Origin of the sequence: Crocosphaera chwakensis CCY0110, from assembly GCF_000169335.1 — a bacterium.
GTDB classification, from domain to species: Bacteria; Cyanobacteriota; Cyanobacteriia; order Cyanobacteriales; family Microcystaceae; genus Crocosphaera; species Crocosphaera chwakensis.
The window spans coordinates 20,327-35,247 of record NZ_AAXW01000030.1 but is presented as its reverse complement, the minus strand read 5'-3'; the positions used below and the strand labels follow the sequence as shown (position 1 = coordinate 35,247).

11 protein-coding genes are annotated in these 14,921 nt (G+C 36.3%); 5 read left to right on the top strand and 6 right to left on the bottom strand.

The genetic code is table 11. The features are described from left to right. Positions 1-24: 24 nt before the first annotated feature. From CY0110_RS17165 to CY0110_RS17155, 3 genes are read right to left on the bottom strand one after another with little or no spacing between them, the layout of a single operon-like run. A complete protein-coding gene (locus tag CY0110_RS17165; RefSeq protein WP_008276770.1) occupies positions 25-1,143 on the bottom strand; it encodes a class I SAM-dependent methyltransferase in 1,119 nt (372 codons plus the stop codon). 32 nt (positions 1,144-1,175) lie between these two features. After that, complete coding sequence (locus tag CY0110_RS17160; RefSeq protein WP_008276769.1) at positions 1,176-1,439, bottom strand: hypothetical protein; 264 nt, start codon at positions 1,437-1,439, stop codon at positions 1,176-1,178. A gap of 19 nt (positions 1,440-1,458) precedes the next feature. Further along, entirely contained in the window at positions 1,459-2,862 is a 1,404-nt protein-coding gene (locus CY0110_RS17155; protein WP_008276768.1) for a serine/threonine protein kinase, read from the bottom strand. A 178-nt stretch (positions 2,863-3,040) separates the two neighbouring features. On the opposite strand from CY0110_RS17155, the gene dnaG reads away from it, so the two are divergent. Continuing rightward, a complete protein-coding gene (dnaG, locus tag CY0110_RS17150) occupies positions 3,041-4,975 on the top strand; it encodes a DNA primase (RefSeq protein ID WP_008276767.1) in 1,935 nt (644 codons plus the stop codon). Positions 4,976-5,063: 88 nt separating this feature from the next. Then, positions 5,064-5,225 (top strand): hypothetical protein, encoded by a 162-nt coding sequence (locus tag CY0110_RS17145; protein WP_008276766.1) that lies wholly within the window; start codon positions 5,064-5,066, stop codon positions 5,223-5,225. 70 nt (positions 5,226-5,295) lie between these two features. Here the strand turns inward: CY0110_RS17145 and CY0110_RS17140 are convergent, their stop codons facing one another. Beyond that, positions 5,296-5,733 (bottom strand): hypothetical protein, encoded by a 438-nt coding sequence (locus CY0110_RS17140; RefSeq protein ID WP_008276765.1) that lies wholly within the window; start codon positions 5,731-5,733, stop codon positions 5,296-5,298. A gap of 415 nt (positions 5,734-6,148) precedes the next feature. On the opposite strand from CY0110_RS17140, the gene CY0110_RS17135 reads away from it, so the two are divergent. Beyond that, a complete protein-coding gene (locus CY0110_RS17135) occupies positions 6,149-7,216 on the top strand; it encodes a potassium channel family protein (RefSeq protein ID WP_008276764.1) in 1,068 nt (355 codons plus the stop codon). Positions 7,217-7,262: 46 nt separating this feature from the next. On the opposite strand, the gene CY0110_RS17130 is transcribed toward CY0110_RS17135, so the two are convergent. Beyond that, entirely contained in the window at positions 7,263-9,770 is a 2,508-nt protein-coding gene (locus CY0110_RS17130; protein ID WP_008276763.1) for an ATP-binding response regulator, read from the bottom strand. A gap of 445 nt (positions 9,771-10,215) precedes the next feature. After that, the gene (locus tag CY0110_RS17125) at positions 10,216-11,226 is read right to left on the bottom strand and encodes a 30S ribosomal protein S1 (RefSeq protein ID WP_035799785.1); all 1,011 of its coding nucleotides are present in this window, start codon (positions 11,224-11,226) and stop codon (positions 10,216-10,218) included. Between the two features lie 776 nt (positions 11,227-12,002). Here CY0110_RS17125 and rsmG point away from each other — a divergent pair. Beyond that, complete coding sequence (gene rsmG / locus CY0110_RS17120) at positions 12,003-12,728, top strand: 16S rRNA (guanine(527)-N(7))-methyltransferase RsmG (RefSeq protein ID WP_008276761.1); 726 nt, start codon at positions 12,003-12,005, stop codon at positions 12,726-12,728. 231 nt (positions 12,729-12,959) lie between these two features. Beyond that, positions 12,960-14,909, top strand: coding sequence for a hybrid sensor histidine kinase/response regulator (locus CY0110_RS17115; protein WP_008276760.1), 1,950 nt, complete (start codon positions 12,960-12,962; stop codon positions 14,907-14,909). The last annotated feature ends 12 nt before the right edge of the window (positions 14,910-14,921 follow it).

The following is a 14,921-nucleotide window of genomic DNA, read 5'->3' as shown; positions in this document are numbered from 1 at the left end:
AATTTAAAGTTGATGAAAATAGTATTATAAACCTTTTGCTATTTCAATACATTGTTTTAAAGTAGCATTAGTTTTAATCGCTTGGGAGTTAATATGAGTATTTGTAGCAGAAAAACCCTGATTGTGTAAAGCTTTAATTAGTTGCGATCGCTTGGGAATATCTAATTTTCCTCGTCTTCCAATTTCTCCTAATGTATAGAAATAAGGGGGAAATTCTGACTCGTTGATCATGGTTGATAATAAATCACTTACCTCTGTCCATTTTAAATCAATTACTAAGCTTTTCATTGTTTTTAAATAGGCTTTATTATGCAAATCACCTAACCACATTGCACCAGAAATTGTATAATTATATTTTTTGTTTTCTTGCTGATGATAACATCTCATTTTACCCAACTGTTTATAAGAAATAGTTACATATTCTCCACAGTGATGACAATAGCCTAAAAAACCATAATTATCTAAACTGAGATTTATTTTAGGTAATAAACGTAACATTACTCGATATGTTTGCCCTGAAAAATAAGAAAAAATTGGTTCAATGCCTAATCCTATCGTTGCTGCTTGTTGTAAGGTACTACCTATAATTAACCGTAATACTTGTTCTTGTGCTGCTGGATGCGATCGCCCATACGATCCATAAACTTGTAAACAGTTTTCGGGTAAATGTCCTGTTGCTGTTCGTCCATCGGTACAAGTTAAATAGATTAAACCCCCTATTTTTGTTGCCCATAATGCGGTACTTAAATAAGGATTAGGTGAACCAAAAGCATCTACATCAACAAAGTCATAATAATCTTTATTGCTATAACACTCAAAAAAAATATTATTAGCATTTTGATAAGTTACTTTTCCTTTTTTTTCTTGTAAAATTTGCGATAGATTATGTTCAATGACTGCTTTATTTTCGGGGTTACTATCATTTGCCAAAATATAATCTGCATCACTTTCTAGATAGTAGCGCAATGAACGAACACCGCAACCCGTCATTACATCTAAAACCTTTAATTTTCCTTGTTCATTTTTATAAGCTTTGGCTGCTAATACGCCTAAATCTCTGGTTATTTTACTCTGGGAACGATAGAAAGTATTACCGACAATAAAATAGGCTTTTTCTTCACAAATTAAAGATTCATGGTTCATCAAATAATCTCATCATCTATTCCTTAATATAACTATATTAAGCTAGAACTTAAACCCTCCTCTAAATAAGTTTTAAAATCTAACTTATTTATAATATTGAATTCATCAAGAATACGAGATATTGCAACTAAGTGAGTTTTATTTCCTAGCTGATTGTTTAAATAATGAGGTAAAATGATTAAAGCTCCATCAGGATGTTCAAATACTTTTTGATTACCTTCTGTAGATAATGCTCTAAAGTTTAAAGCTAAAATAATTTTTTCTAATTCATAATATCTAAGTTTAGGATAATTCATGTTTGCTAGTTTTTGAGTATTAATTTTTTGTAATAGGTAACTTTAGAAAATCACTTAAATGATAGGCTAACCAATCTAATTCTAGATCACTCAACTGGCTTACTATAGAAATTTTCTTAGTTCCTAACCAAATGTTTATTTGATAAGAACATTTAACTTCATTACCCTCAGAATCTTTCTTGTATGATACAGAAGTTTGCTCTAGGTGAGTAATGCTTTGTCGAGAGGCTTTGATTTGTGAAGATTGTCCAGGTAAGGGTGAATAGACAAAGCCTAAAATTTTACGGACAATAATTATTTCTGAAGAGGTTATTGTTAATCGTGTGTTACCACATACAGTAAATAAACCTATCCGAAACATATAAATCATTAACATTGAATATATACTCAAAACGCTGAGACGAAAAACAAACATCCCACTCGATAACAAAAGATTCCATATTGCTATCAAAACATAAATATAGATTCCAATATACAAAAGAATAATCAATATAAATAGAAAACTATCCAACTTTTTAGGAGGAATGAAAATATCGAGCATTTCTGATGTCTGTGTTAATTGGATTTTGCTTTCTAAGGGTTTATTGACTCTAGTTAGGTTATTTTTGAACAAACGAGGTTTTTTTAGTGCTTCTAGGGCATTTTGAGCAGAGTCTAGACGTAAATCTAAACTGGGTTCTATCAGCCATTGCAACCAATCAACCAGAATAGACGATAAATTGACTTTATCCTCAAACAACAGTCGCATTTCTTTTTGTGGTAATTGATCAGGTGGATATCCTGTCGCCAAATAAATCAAAGTTGCACCCAAAGCATAGAGATCCGATGCAGGAACACAGCGATCGCCAAATTGTTCGGGCGGCATATAACCATAGGTTCCTACAATGGTTCTTGTGCCACCATGTAGTACAGTTTGAACCGCTCCAAAATCGACTAAATACACCTGTCCTACATTATGACCACTGCGATTACCTAATAAAATATTACTGGGTTTAATATCTCGATGGATTACAGAAGGTTGACGTTGATGCAAATAATTTAAAATATTTAATAGTTGAATTGCAATCTTTTTTATTTCCTCTTCACTAAAGCTTCTTCCAGACTCAATCCAATTTTGTAATGATTTTGCTTCAATATAATTCTGCACCAATGCAAAACCTTTTCCTAGTTCTACTTCTAGTTCAAAATAGTCAAGATATTGAGGAATAGCGGAGTGATTAAGAGATTTTAGAGTTGCTGCTTCCCGTTCAAATAGTTTAAAATCATCCCATGTAAATTCGGGAGATAATAATAATATTTTGATAACAACTGTTGATCCTGTCTGTAAATTTTCAGCTAAAAATGTTCTGCGGCCTTTTTGACGACCTAATAAAGATTTAATACAGTATTGATTATTTAAAACTTGTCCAATTAATTGCTCCATATTTTTAAGTTAAAATAATTATCAAGCATTTTTCTAGCATAACACAGTCTTTTCGACTGTTATCAATGTTAATTTTAAGCTTTTGTAAGGTGGGCAATGTTTTCTACATTATGATTAGTCCAGATAAGTTTCTTATTTGCCCACCCTACTATTTTCTAGACTCTCATTAATATTTATTATGAACTTTCCCCGTCTACATCCTGATACCCTGGAAGAAGTCAAAGAGAAAATTGATATTTATGAGGTTGTTTCTGATTATGTTGTTCTCAAAAAAAGAGGACAAAACTATGTCGGTTTATGTCCCTTTCACCAAGAAAAAACGCCGAGTTTCACTGTTAATCAAAGTAAACAACTTTATTACTGTTTTGGTTGCGGAGAAGGGGGAAATGGTATTAAATTTTTAATGGAAATTGGACAACAATCTTTTAGTCAGGTTGTCTTAGAATTAGCAAACCGTTATCAAGTTCCTCTCAAAACCTTAGAACCTGAAAAACGACAAGAAATAGAAAAAGAACTTTCTCTCCGAGATCAACTTTATGAAATTGTTGCTTTAACTAGCAATTTTTATGAACACGCATTACAAGAAGCAGTAGGAGAAAATGTTCTCAATTATTTAACACAAAAAAGACAATTTAAACACCAAACCATACAACAATTTAACTTAGGTTATGCGCCGGGTGGATGGGAAACACTCTATCGTTATTTAGTGGAGCAAAAACGTTATCCTATTGCGTTAGTGGAACAAGCGGGACTGATAAAACCTAGAAAAAAAGGGAATGGTTATTATGATACCTTTCGCGATCGCTTAATGATTCCGATTAAAGATATTCAAGGTCGTGTTATTGCTTTTGGTGGGAGAAGTTTGACCGATGAAGAACCAAAATATCTTAATTCTCCTGACACACCCTTATTTAATAAAGGTAAGACTTTGTTTGCTTTAGATATAGCTAAAAATAGTATTCGTTCTTTAGATCAAGTCATTGTTGTAGAAGGTTATTTTGATGCGATCGCTCTCCACGAAGCAGGAATTACTAATACGGTTGCTTCTTTAGGAACTGCATTCAGCGAAAGTCAATTGAAACAGTTATTAAGATATACTGATTCCAAACAAGTTATTTTCAATTTTGATGCTGATAATGCTGGTATTAAAGCGACAGAGAGAGCAATTACTGAAATAGAATCTCTCATTTATTCAGGACAAGTTAACCTTAAAATTTTAAATATTCCCGATGGAAAAGATGCTGATGAGTTTATTAAGTCTCATGAAAATGGTTTTGAGAAATATCAAGAACTAATTGATAAAGCACCTCTTTGGTTAAACTGGGAAATTAAACAATTATTAATCGATAAAAACCTCAAACAAGCTGATCACTTTGAACAAGTCGCCCAAGGAATGGTTAAACTATTAAATAAATTATCAGATAGTAATCAACGAAGTTATTATATTAGTTATTGTGCTGAACTGCTGGCACAGGGTGATGCTAGGATTTTACCACTTTATATAAAAAATTTACAAACTCAATTAAATAAACCTCTTAAACAATCTGCTAATAAAAAAATAGATAAAACTTTTATCAAACCCACAATAAGTACCGAAAATAATTTATTAAAAGAAGCAGAAACAATTTTATTAAAAATTTATATTCATTATCCTGAATGTCGTCAAGAAATTTTTGATAAACTAGAAGAAAATAATCTTTGTTTTAGCTTATCAGATCATCGAATAATTTGGCATAATCTACTAGAAATAGAAAAAGACACTTTAAACAAAGACAACGATAATAATGAACAATTTATCTCTAAATTAGAAATAAAAATAATAGAATCATCTCAAGTTATTAATAAAATAAATGAACTTCTGAATTTTCGAGAAATTGAACAATATGAAGACAGGAATAGACTCAACTTAATTATTGATGCTGCTTTAATATCCTTAGAAAAAGCAAACTTAGAAAAATATTGTCGTTATTGTGAACAAAAATATAAGAAAATTAATCCTCAAGAAGATCCTGTCAATTATCAATATTATTTAAACGAATATATTTCCAGTCGGCAGAAAATACTAAAATTACAACCATTAAGAAGTTTTACTCAGTTAGATATTTATGGTTAAAAATCACCCAAAAGGATGAGGCTAAAGTAGGAAGTTTTAGTATGATTTTTAGATTTATGATTAGAATATTTTAGAGAATAAGACGAACATGAAATTAACAGCCCCAAACTTATCAACCCTCATCAAACAATGGTTTCATAATTATCTTGTTCAAGAAGTTCCTAATAACTTGTCACTTTGTGAATTTGAGTGTAGAGAGATTTATTGCGATCGCCATATTTGGCAAAATTGTGAAAAAAAACAAAAATAAACCCCAAGTATCTTGATTATACCTGGGGATGTTCGTTAGATTAATAGATAAAATGACATAAGAACTCTAATTAATCAAGATATCCCATCAATAAAGCGGGATCATCAATATCATTAGGGGCAACAGGACGATTTCCCATGACGGTATAAGTTTCGCTCACCTGTAAGTGACTCACCATAATGGGTCTGTGTCCTGATATGGTTAAAGTGCTTGAGATGTCCATCCCACTAGCAACCACGGGACGAGACCCTCCCACCGATTTATATGTACTAACTACCTTAAGGTGACTTGCTTCTACTGGACGGTTTCCAGGAAGCAAACCAGGTTCAGTAATTAACTGAATACCTTGAGTGCTTGTACTGGCCTTATCTTTGACAGATAAGGCACTGGTTTTCTTTTCTTCAGTGGCAGTAGAACGACTACTGCGGGTAGTTGTCTTGTTAGCGGTTGTGGTTTTTTGAGTTTCTGAGGTTTGAGTGCCGTTAGCGTCAGTTTTTTGGGCAGTCATAATTATTTATCTCCTGAATATTATTATTCTAAGCTTAGGGGATCAAGCATACCGAAGACAATTCAAGGGTAAGATTGAGAACAGGTTATAAACTTGCCCCAAAAGAGTGATCTTCAATATATACCATGAATAGGCAAAAACCTATTCAATCTTAGTTCATAATAAACCTCTATTCCCTTTTAGCCTAGTCATTTAGAAAAAACTTGATAATATAAGCTGATGATAATGATTTTGTTAGTTAAAGATAGCTTTCATCTATATAATAAATAAATGATTCTAATTAATGAAAATTAGTAACGTCCATTACTTTAATAAATAGAGTGAACCGTCGATAATTAATAATAAACCCTAACCACAAACTAATAACTGATAATTAGTCACAGATCACTATTTTATTAATAAAACTCACCCACTTATGGCCGTCTATTCATTTGAAGAAAAGTATCGACGTTTACGACAAGAATTACTCGGTGGGGCGATCGCATTAGGGGGAGTTTTTTTCATAGGAACCCTTTGGTTCTATCTCATCGAAAAATGGACTCTTACCGAAGCGGCCTATATGACCATGATCACCCTCTCCACTGTAGGGTTTTCAGAAGTCCGTCCCCTTGATGATAACTCCCGACTATTTACGATTTTTTTAATTTTGATGGGAGTCATCACCATCGGTTATATTGTAAATCGTTTAACCGAAGCTTTAATTCAAGGTTATTTTCAAGAAGGTATTCGACAACGACAGGAGAAACGCTTGATAGACACCTTAGAACATCATTGTATTGTCTGTGGTTATGGTCGTACAGCGCGACAAGTCGCCCTAGAATTTCAGGCCGAAGACGTTCCTTTTGTCATTATTGACTCTCGACCCGAACAAGTCGAAGAAGCGAAACAATTAGGGTATATTGTTATTCAAGGGGACGCAACCCTAGATGAATGCTTGATCAACGCAAAAATCGATAAAGCCGTCTGTTTAGTGTCTGCTTTAACCTCCGATGCAGAAAACCTCTACACGGTTCTTTCTGCTAAAACCCTAAACCCCAAAATTCGAGCGATCGCCCGAGCCAGTACAGAAGAAGCGGTTTTAAAGCTACAACGGGCTGGGGCTGATGCGGTGGTATCCCCCTACATTACAGGGGGTAAGCGACTGGCTGCTGCTGCTCTGAGACCCCAAGTGATGGACTTTGTAGATGGGATCTTAACGGGAAGCGATCGCACTTTTTATATGGAAGAATTTTTGCTTGACCCCAAGTTTTGTCCTTGCGTAGGCCAAACCCTCAGCGAGGCCAGGTTAAGATTACAGTCCGGGGCGTTGGTGTTGGCCATTCGTCGCTCAGATGGCACTTTATTGGGTGGACCAACGGGAGAAACCCAATTAATGGCCGGAGACTTATTGATTTGTATGGGAACCCCTGAACAACTACGACAACTCAATCAAATTTTAGGGCCGATTACCCCTTCCCCTGCACTACGGCCACCGAGACATTAATAATTAATTTAAGAAAACACCCTACACCCCACACCCCACAACCTTCTTAAGCTTTGTGGTGGTCAGCAGCAATAGAAATGACTTGCGATAGTTGGGATATTTGCTGATTTCTGTCAGAAATGAAACAAGGAAATACTGATAACCCTTCTATGGTGTTAGCTGCTTCTGCACTTTTGACATCTAAAACCACTAAAGGTAGTGCTAAGAGTTCAGGTTCTTGAGCCAGCGATCGCAGATAAGCTTGAGGATCATCTAAAAACTGTCCGTCTAAAACGACCACATCAATGTCCCAGACACTAGCTAATAAACACCCTTGTTCAAGATCATCAGCCTCTAATATGCGGTGATTAGATTGAGACAATTGAGCAATTAACGTCTGTTCTACCCTTGATGTCAAAGGCATCGTTTCTGTATCCTCTTGAGACGCATTAGGAATTAAACTAAGAATCGTTAAAGAACCAGTTTGAGCATTAACGATTGGTTGTCGGGGTTTTAAACACTGTTCGAGAGTTCCTAAATTAGTAGGCACTTTAATAAAACCATCCGCGTGATGGTGTTCGCCTAATAATTGATTTCCTTGGGTTTGTGTTACAAAAACCCGAATATTTCGGGTTTGTAGATCAGATTTTAATAAGGTTAAAACGTCCCATCCTGATAACAGAGGTAACAAAGGATTTAGGAAAATAGCATAAGGTCGAAGTTGGCGAGCTTTTTCGACGGCTTCGGTTCCGGTTCGCGCAATCACGACGCGATATCCCAGTTGTGTCAACTTGTCCATCAGTGCCTCAATAGATTGAGGAATGGCATCAACAATGAGGATCACAGGATTGGAGGAGTGAGCATGAAGTGATCGCTGTTCTTGGTCGGGGGACGGGGGTAAAAGTAACGTAAATTGACTACCCTGGCCGGCTTTCGAGACAAAAGAAATGTCTCCCCCGTGGGCCCTAGCTAAGCGTTGGGTCAATACTAATCCTAACCCGGTTCCTTCAAATTGCCGAGTTAAGGGATTTTCTAATTGTTGAAACTTTTGAAAAATTAAATGTTGAGACTCTTCAGGAATACCAATTCCTGTATCCCAAATGGTAAAGGCGAGCCAATCTTCCCAACGATTGACTTTTAACCCAAATTTTCCTTCTGTTTGGGTAAATTTTATGGCATTATCCAACAAATGGGTCAACATTTGATGAAGTCGTAATTCATCGGCTAATAATTGTTTTAATCCTGGTTCTATCTCTAAACTAAAATCCAGTGGCTGATCGGATTTGCTTTTGTATTTTTCTGTGATGGAATGATAAGCACGCTCACAAATTTCCTTAATATTGACAGGACTAAAGGATAATTTTAATTGTCCTGTTTCTAGCCGTGTTAAGTCTAATAAATCATTCACTAAGGTCATTAACTGACGGCCACTGCGGTAAATTAACTGAGCATAATGAATTTGACGAGGGTTAAGTTGACCGATTTTATCTTCTTGGAGAAGGCTCGATAATCCCACGACTGCGGTTAAGGGTGATTTGAGTTCGTGGCTAATACAGGCTAAAAATTCGTCTTTAAGTCGGTTGAGTTGGACTAAATCGGCATTTTTGGCCGCTAATTCTTGGCATAATTGCTGTTGTTGGGTGACATCCGTAGCGACAAAAATAGAAATGGGAATAGGTAGTTTATCTGTTGTTAAAGAACATTTGATAAATTGCCAAACTTTGTTTTGATCAGGGATAGATGACGATCCCATGTCTAAGTGATTATCAACCAAAGGCTCAAGACTATCGTTGGCAAGGGACGAGATAGGAACACCCCAACTATCAGTTTGTGGGTTCAGCCATTGATCGTAAGCCATATCGGTGATCAAAGCTAGGTTTTGCTTTAGACCATCGTTACTTTCTACACTAATCTTTTGGGTTTTGGGCTGATTCATCGTTTCATGGGGCAAAGGACAAGCTGTTGCGTTATCCGGTGGAATTAATTCTCCAATTTGTTCGCGCCATGTCCGATTTTGTTGAATAATGTCTCCCTGGTGAGTTTGTAACATCACTGGTAAGGGTAGTTCTTCTAAGAGTTGTTTAATGAGGTTTTTGGCTGAGGCTAGTTCTTGTTGAGGATTAGACTGTTCTGCCAAAACTTCCCTCAGAATTTGCCAACTATCGAGTAATCCTAGAAATTCCCCATGTTCATTAACCAGTCCGTAGCTTGGTTGTTTGTCTGAGTACGGGTTATTGTTGAGCCAATGAGCAAAATCACGAATCCGAAGATGAGAGGGAATTAGGGTTAACGGACTGATACAAGTTTCCCAATCCCACGGAAGCGTTGACCCCAGGGAATGTTGCCATCTTGAACTTTTTCCCTTAGTTTGCCCCGAAGCAACCAATGGTTTATTTAATAGGGCTAAGAGAATATCATGGCTAGAAATGATGCCCAAAGGAATTCCCTGTGCATTGACTATGACTACCTTATTAGGACTCTGTTGATTCTCTTGAAACAGAGCCTGTAGTTCTTCATAGGTAATGGGAGGGGTGCAGATAGGGACAGAATATAGAAATTGTTTGAGGGTAAGCATTGAAGCTATGGGAGAGGTAGTTTAGCAAAGAATATGGAGACTGTGGTTAAATTCAATTAAAAATATCGTTTTTCAAATAGGTATGACATAGATTTATTAGGATTTAAGTTTAATCCTTATTTTTGATTCCGTTCATAGTTGAGAAATCGCAAATATGCCTTTCCTTATCTTAATCAATATGTTCTTACTTTTACGCCAAAGGGCTTGATCCCTATACAATTAATTACAATTTTCACAATGAATTAATATATTTTTAATTTCCGAGGCAATTTTGATACTGATGGGAGCTAACAATAATTAAGTAAAGATAAAAAAAGAGGCATTTTCGTCCTCTTGCTCAGTTTGGTCTATTTAGATGTTACTTCTAGAAAGCTTTGACCGCAATTGCTCTACGACTTAATTGGGTTTAAGTGGCAGTCTCCTTGCGGTCCATAGCTCAAATTATTTATTCTTCGGTTGCACTAGCACTGGCCGCTAATTCCTCTTGAGGCTCTTCGCTCTCAGAGGCACTAGGAACCTCTTCGACATTTTCTTCTGTGGGCATTTCTTCCCCTTGGGCTTCAGCCAAAAGTTTCTGACGATACTTTTCAGCCATTTCTTCTGCTTTTTCAAAGACTAAATCCCGATTCTTCAACATATCACCGGCTTCGGGTTCTAGTTGTTTGGTAGACAGAGAAATACGTCCCCTTTCAGCATCAAGATCAATGATCATCACTTTTAATTCATCATTGACTCCAAAAACACTGTGAGGAGTATCAATATGATCGTGGGAAATTTCGGAGATGTGGAGCAGTCCACTCACACCACCAATATCGATAAACGCCCCGTAAGGTTTGATACCACGGACAGAACCAATGACCACTTGACCCACTTCTAAGCCGTTCATCTTCCGTTCTACTAGCGCACGACGGTGGCTGAGAACAAGACGGTTACGCTCTTCATCCACTTCTAAAAATTTTAAGGGCAACTCTTCCCCGACTAAATCTTCTTTAGCTTCACGGGTACTAATATGAGATCCAGGAATAAAGCCCCGTAACCCTTCAATTCTCACCAAGGCACCGCCTCGGTTGGTGGCAAAGACGTTAGAACGCACGGTGGCATCTTCTGCCTGTAATTGGCGTACCCTCTCCCAAGCTCGCATATACTCGATACGACGAATGGATAGGGTTAATTGTCCATCTTCGTTTTCATCGGTGAGGATGAAAAATTCTCTTGTTTCGTTGGACTGGAGAACCTCATCCGGATCATCCACTCGGTTAATTGACATTTCTTGGATGGGAATATAAGCAGCAGTTTTTGCGCCAATGTCAATTAATGCTCCTCTCGGTTCCATACTGAAAACCGTCCCAGGAACAATATCCCCAGGACTAAAGTGATAGTCGTATTTATCGAGCAGGGCTGCGAAATCTTCGTGCGTGAAACCTATGTCTTTTGTTGTTGTTTTCTGAGTTACCATGTACTTTTGTTTTCCTATATCTGAATCTCCAATCGTTGGCGGTGCCTCCTGTTGATGTACAGTTTCCAATTTTAGGGGGTCAGACATAAGGGCCTTTCCCTAAGCGAATGAACTGCCATGAAGAAGATCCTTCTCACCCAAGGCGACAAGGACAGTCTTAGAAGATTGAGTGTAATTTGTTCAATCAGTGTCAGGATACAGATTCTTTATCATATCACTATTAAATTATAGTCGATCATTGCTAATTGTGAGATATTATTAACATTAATTTTGCGAGTAGGGAATAAATAATAGGAAATAGGGCATAGGGAACGTCGGAATACAATGTTTTTTTATTAATCATTCCTGGTTACGATAGTAAAAGTGGAGGGGTTAACGTACCTTATTTGTCTTGATTATGGGTGAATAATGCAAAATCGATTAGTCCTAGCATAGCTAGAAAGTTTACCACAGGTGAAAACAGATGGTTATGCACTTATCGAAAAATAAAAAAATAGGAAAAAAGAGATGTTCATTCTTGAGTTGTAACTTTATATAATTTATTAACTGATTAAGTTCCTATTTCGGCACAGTTTTGTAGTTATGTTGCTTTACTTCCTCCACAAAACCTTAATAAAATAAACGATCGCACTTACAATGATATTCTGAAGAGGTAGCAGATCAATTTATCCTTTATAATCGACTTCTGCAACGATCAAGATAAAATTGTCCTAGCTCATAATTTTCTAGAACAATGGAAAATAAATAAATTTTCTGTATGTTAAAGGTTTCATTTAATGAAAATACCAACATTTGAAGATATTTGGCAAAATAGTTTACAATGGCAACCGACACAAGAACAATTAGAAAAATGGGAGATATTATATCAAGAAATACTATTAATTAATCGTCAAATTAATTTAACTCGAATAACAGAACCCCAAGAATTCTGGGAAAAACATTTATGGGATTCTTTAGCTGGTGTTATTGGCTTAGATTTTTTGAATTACAAAGATTCATTAAAAGTGATTGATATTGGTACAGGAGCTGGTTTTCCTGGTCTTCCAATAAGTATTATTTTTCCCCATTGGCAACTGACTTTATTAGATTCAACTCAAAAAAAAATTAAGGTCATTAACCTCTTTTTAGAAGCATTAAAATTGTCTAATTCTCAAACAGTGGTTGGACGAGCGGAAGCGATAGGACATTTACCACAACATAGAGAAAAATATGACTTAGGCTTAATTCGTGCAGTGGGAGAACCGTCTGTCTGTGCTGAATATGTTTTACCTTTTCTCAAAATTGGAGGAATTGGTGTATTGTATCGAGGAAACTGGGAAACACAAGAAGAAATTAACTTAAAAGCTGCTTTAAAAAAATTAGGAGGCAAAATTATTTTAGTTAAACAACTTCGCACTCCTTTAACTAAAAGTGTGCGTCATTTTATTTATATCAAAAAAGTTGTTTTGACTCCTGAACAATTTCCCCGTGATGTCGGTATTCCGAAACAGAAACCTCTATAATATCGAACATTTGTTAACTGTCAGATATTTTAAGTCTCTCTTCAAGGCCAAAGATAATACGTTAAAATAAAGTATTAAATTGTATATCAATTGTAATAACATTGTGAATCATTCACAGTTAAATGAATAGAAACAAAACTAACCAAAAGATGATTTGAGCCTTATCATTTCTTATACAATTAAAATCTAACTGTACTTAACTCATCGTCTCTCCCTTACTATTCATTGATAATGAATTATCCGAAAGCCTTGATCATCGATGATAACCCAAGCGATCGCAAATTAGCTTTACGTCAAATCAAAAAATTGTTTCCTGAGTTTAAATATTGGGAAATTATCGACGAAGCTGACTTCAGCGAAGCATTACAAAAGCAAAAATTTAACTTAGTTGTGACTGACTATCGCTTACGTTGGACTACAGGCTTAGATATTTTACATCGCATTAAACAACAGATACCCGATTGTCCCGTCATCATGTTTACCGGTACAGGTAGCGAAGAAATTGCAGTTGAAGCAATGAAAGCCGGATTAGATGATTATGTGATTAAGTCTCCTAAACACTATATCCGTCTCGCAGCAGCGATCAGATCCGCCTGGCAGCGATGGCAACAAAGACAAGCGTTAGACCAAATTCAACAAACCTATGATCGCTTTTTTAAACGTATACCATTAGGATTATATCGTCTCAATCGTGCAGGAGAAATTTTAGAAGCCAACCCCACCTTAATGAAAATGTTCGGTTACGAAAAAAGGGAAGAACTATTTAATCAAAATTTAGCTAATTATCACCTTGAACCAGACGTTTATCGTCAGTGGCAACAACAATTAGGACAAGTTGAGGCAAAAGAAGACTTTGAAGGACGAATTCGTAATCACCAACAAGAAATCATTTGGGTGAGTCATAAAGCGATCGCCGTTAAAGATAAAAAAGGTGAGATCATTGGTTATGAAGGGGCAATAGCAGATATTACCGCCAGCAAACAAGCAGAATTAGAACGCATTCAACTCTTACATGAGGCACGTCAGGCACAAGAAGAAGCTGAAAGATTAAATCATGTCAAAGATGAGTTTTTAGCTACCCTTTCCCACGAATTACGAACCCCTCTTAATGCCATTATTGGTTGGATGCAACTATTACGAAGCGGAACTTTAAACGAAGACCAATTTAACACCGGTTTAGAAGTCATAGAACGTAATGCTAACGTACAAACTCAGCTAATTGAAGACCTTTTGGATGTTTCGCGCATTATTTGCGGTACATTAAAGCTAGAAGCTCAGCCCATTAATGTAATTTCTGTTATCTTGTCGTCTATTGATACGGTAAGTCCAACGGCTAAAGCAAAAAATATTAACATCAATCTTCAACTTAGCAGTCAAACAATAGAGATTAATGGAGATAAAGAAAGACTGCAACAGGTGTTTTGGAACTTGTTAATCAATGCTGTTAAATTTACCCCTATCGACGGTTCCATTACCATCGAGGGAGGAGAAGAAAATAACCAGATGGCATTTATTCGTATCACAGATACAGGTAAAGGAATTTCTGGTGATGTCTTACCCCATATTTTTGATCGCTTTCGTCAAGCAGAACATAAGTCTTCGACGCGAACACAAGGAGGACTTGGTTTAGGTTTAGCCATCGTTCGTCATATTGTGGAGATGCACGGCGGTAGCGTCATGGCTGAGAGCGAGGGAATTGACAAAGGCAGTACCTTTACCGTTGAGTTACCCGTAATTCAGTCAGTACGTAACCAGGAAACAAAATCTACCTCAGCATCTCAGTTGAATTCTCTTCCTTCTCTATTAAATCTAAATCTATTAGTGGTAGAAGACGAAGCCGATGCCCGCGAAATGATCACCTTAATTTTAGAACAGTGTGGTGCTAAAATTGTTGCTGCTAGCTCGGTCAGACAAGCGTTAAGTCAATACCAGCAACATCCGATAGATGTCATTATTAGCGATATTTCCATGCCCTTAGAAGATGGTTATGAACTAATTCAACAAATTCGTAGTCAAGAGAATGAACAAACTCGTCTACCTGCGATCGCTCTAACTGCCCATGCTAGAGAAGAAGATAAACAAAAAGCACTCCTGGCTGGTTTTGATCTCCATCTACCCAAACCCATTGAGCCTTTGCGATTGGTTCAATCTATATCAGAATTAATACAAAATAGACAATAAGAACAAGAATTT

What these genes read in the sequence shown, in the direction of transcription:
- CY0110_RS17140 (WP_008276765.1), bottom strand. Translation starts at nt 5,733, where the DNA reads ATGACTGCCCAAAAAACTGACGCTAACGGCACTCAAACCTCAGAAACT.
- dnaG (WP_008276767.1), top strand. Translation starts at nt 3,041, where the DNA reads ATGAACTTTCCCCGTCTACATCCTGATACCCTGGAAGAAGTCAAAGAG.
- CY0110_RS17165 (WP_008276770.1), bottom strand. Translation starts at nt 1,143, where the DNA reads ATGAACCATGAATCTTTAATTTGTGAAGAAAAAGCCTATTTTATTGTC.
- CY0110_RS17115 (WP_008276760.1), top strand. Translation starts at nt 12,960, where the DNA reads ATGAATTATCCGAAAGCCTTGATCATCGATGATAACCCAAGCGATCGC.
- CY0110_RS17130 (WP_008276763.1), bottom strand. Translation starts at nt 9,770, where the DNA reads ATGCTTACCCTCAAACAATTTCTATATTCTGTCCCTATCTGCACCCCT.
- rsmG (WP_008276761.1), top strand. Translation starts at nt 12,003, where the DNA reads ATGAAAATACCAACATTTGAAGATATTTGGCAAAATAGTTTACAATGG.
- CY0110_RS17125 (WP_035799785.1), bottom strand. Translation starts at nt 11,226, where the DNA reads ATGGTAACTCAGAAAACAACAACAAAAGACATAGGTTTCACGCACGAA.
- CY0110_RS17145 (WP_008276766.1), top strand. Translation starts at nt 5,064, where the DNA reads ATGAAATTAACAGCCCCAAACTTATCAACCCTCATCAAACAATGGTTT.
- CY0110_RS17155 (WP_008276768.1), bottom strand. Translation starts at nt 2,862, where the DNA reads ATGGAGCAATTAATTGGACAAGTTTTAAATAATCAATACTGTATTAAA.
- CY0110_RS17135 (WP_008276764.1), top strand. Translation starts at nt 6,149, where the DNA reads ATGGCCGTCTATTCATTTGAAGAAAAGTATCGACGTTTACGACAAGAA.
- CY0110_RS17160 (WP_008276769.1), bottom strand. Translation starts at nt 1,439, where the DNA reads ATGAATTATCCTAAACTTAGATATTATGAATTAGAAAAAATTATTTTA.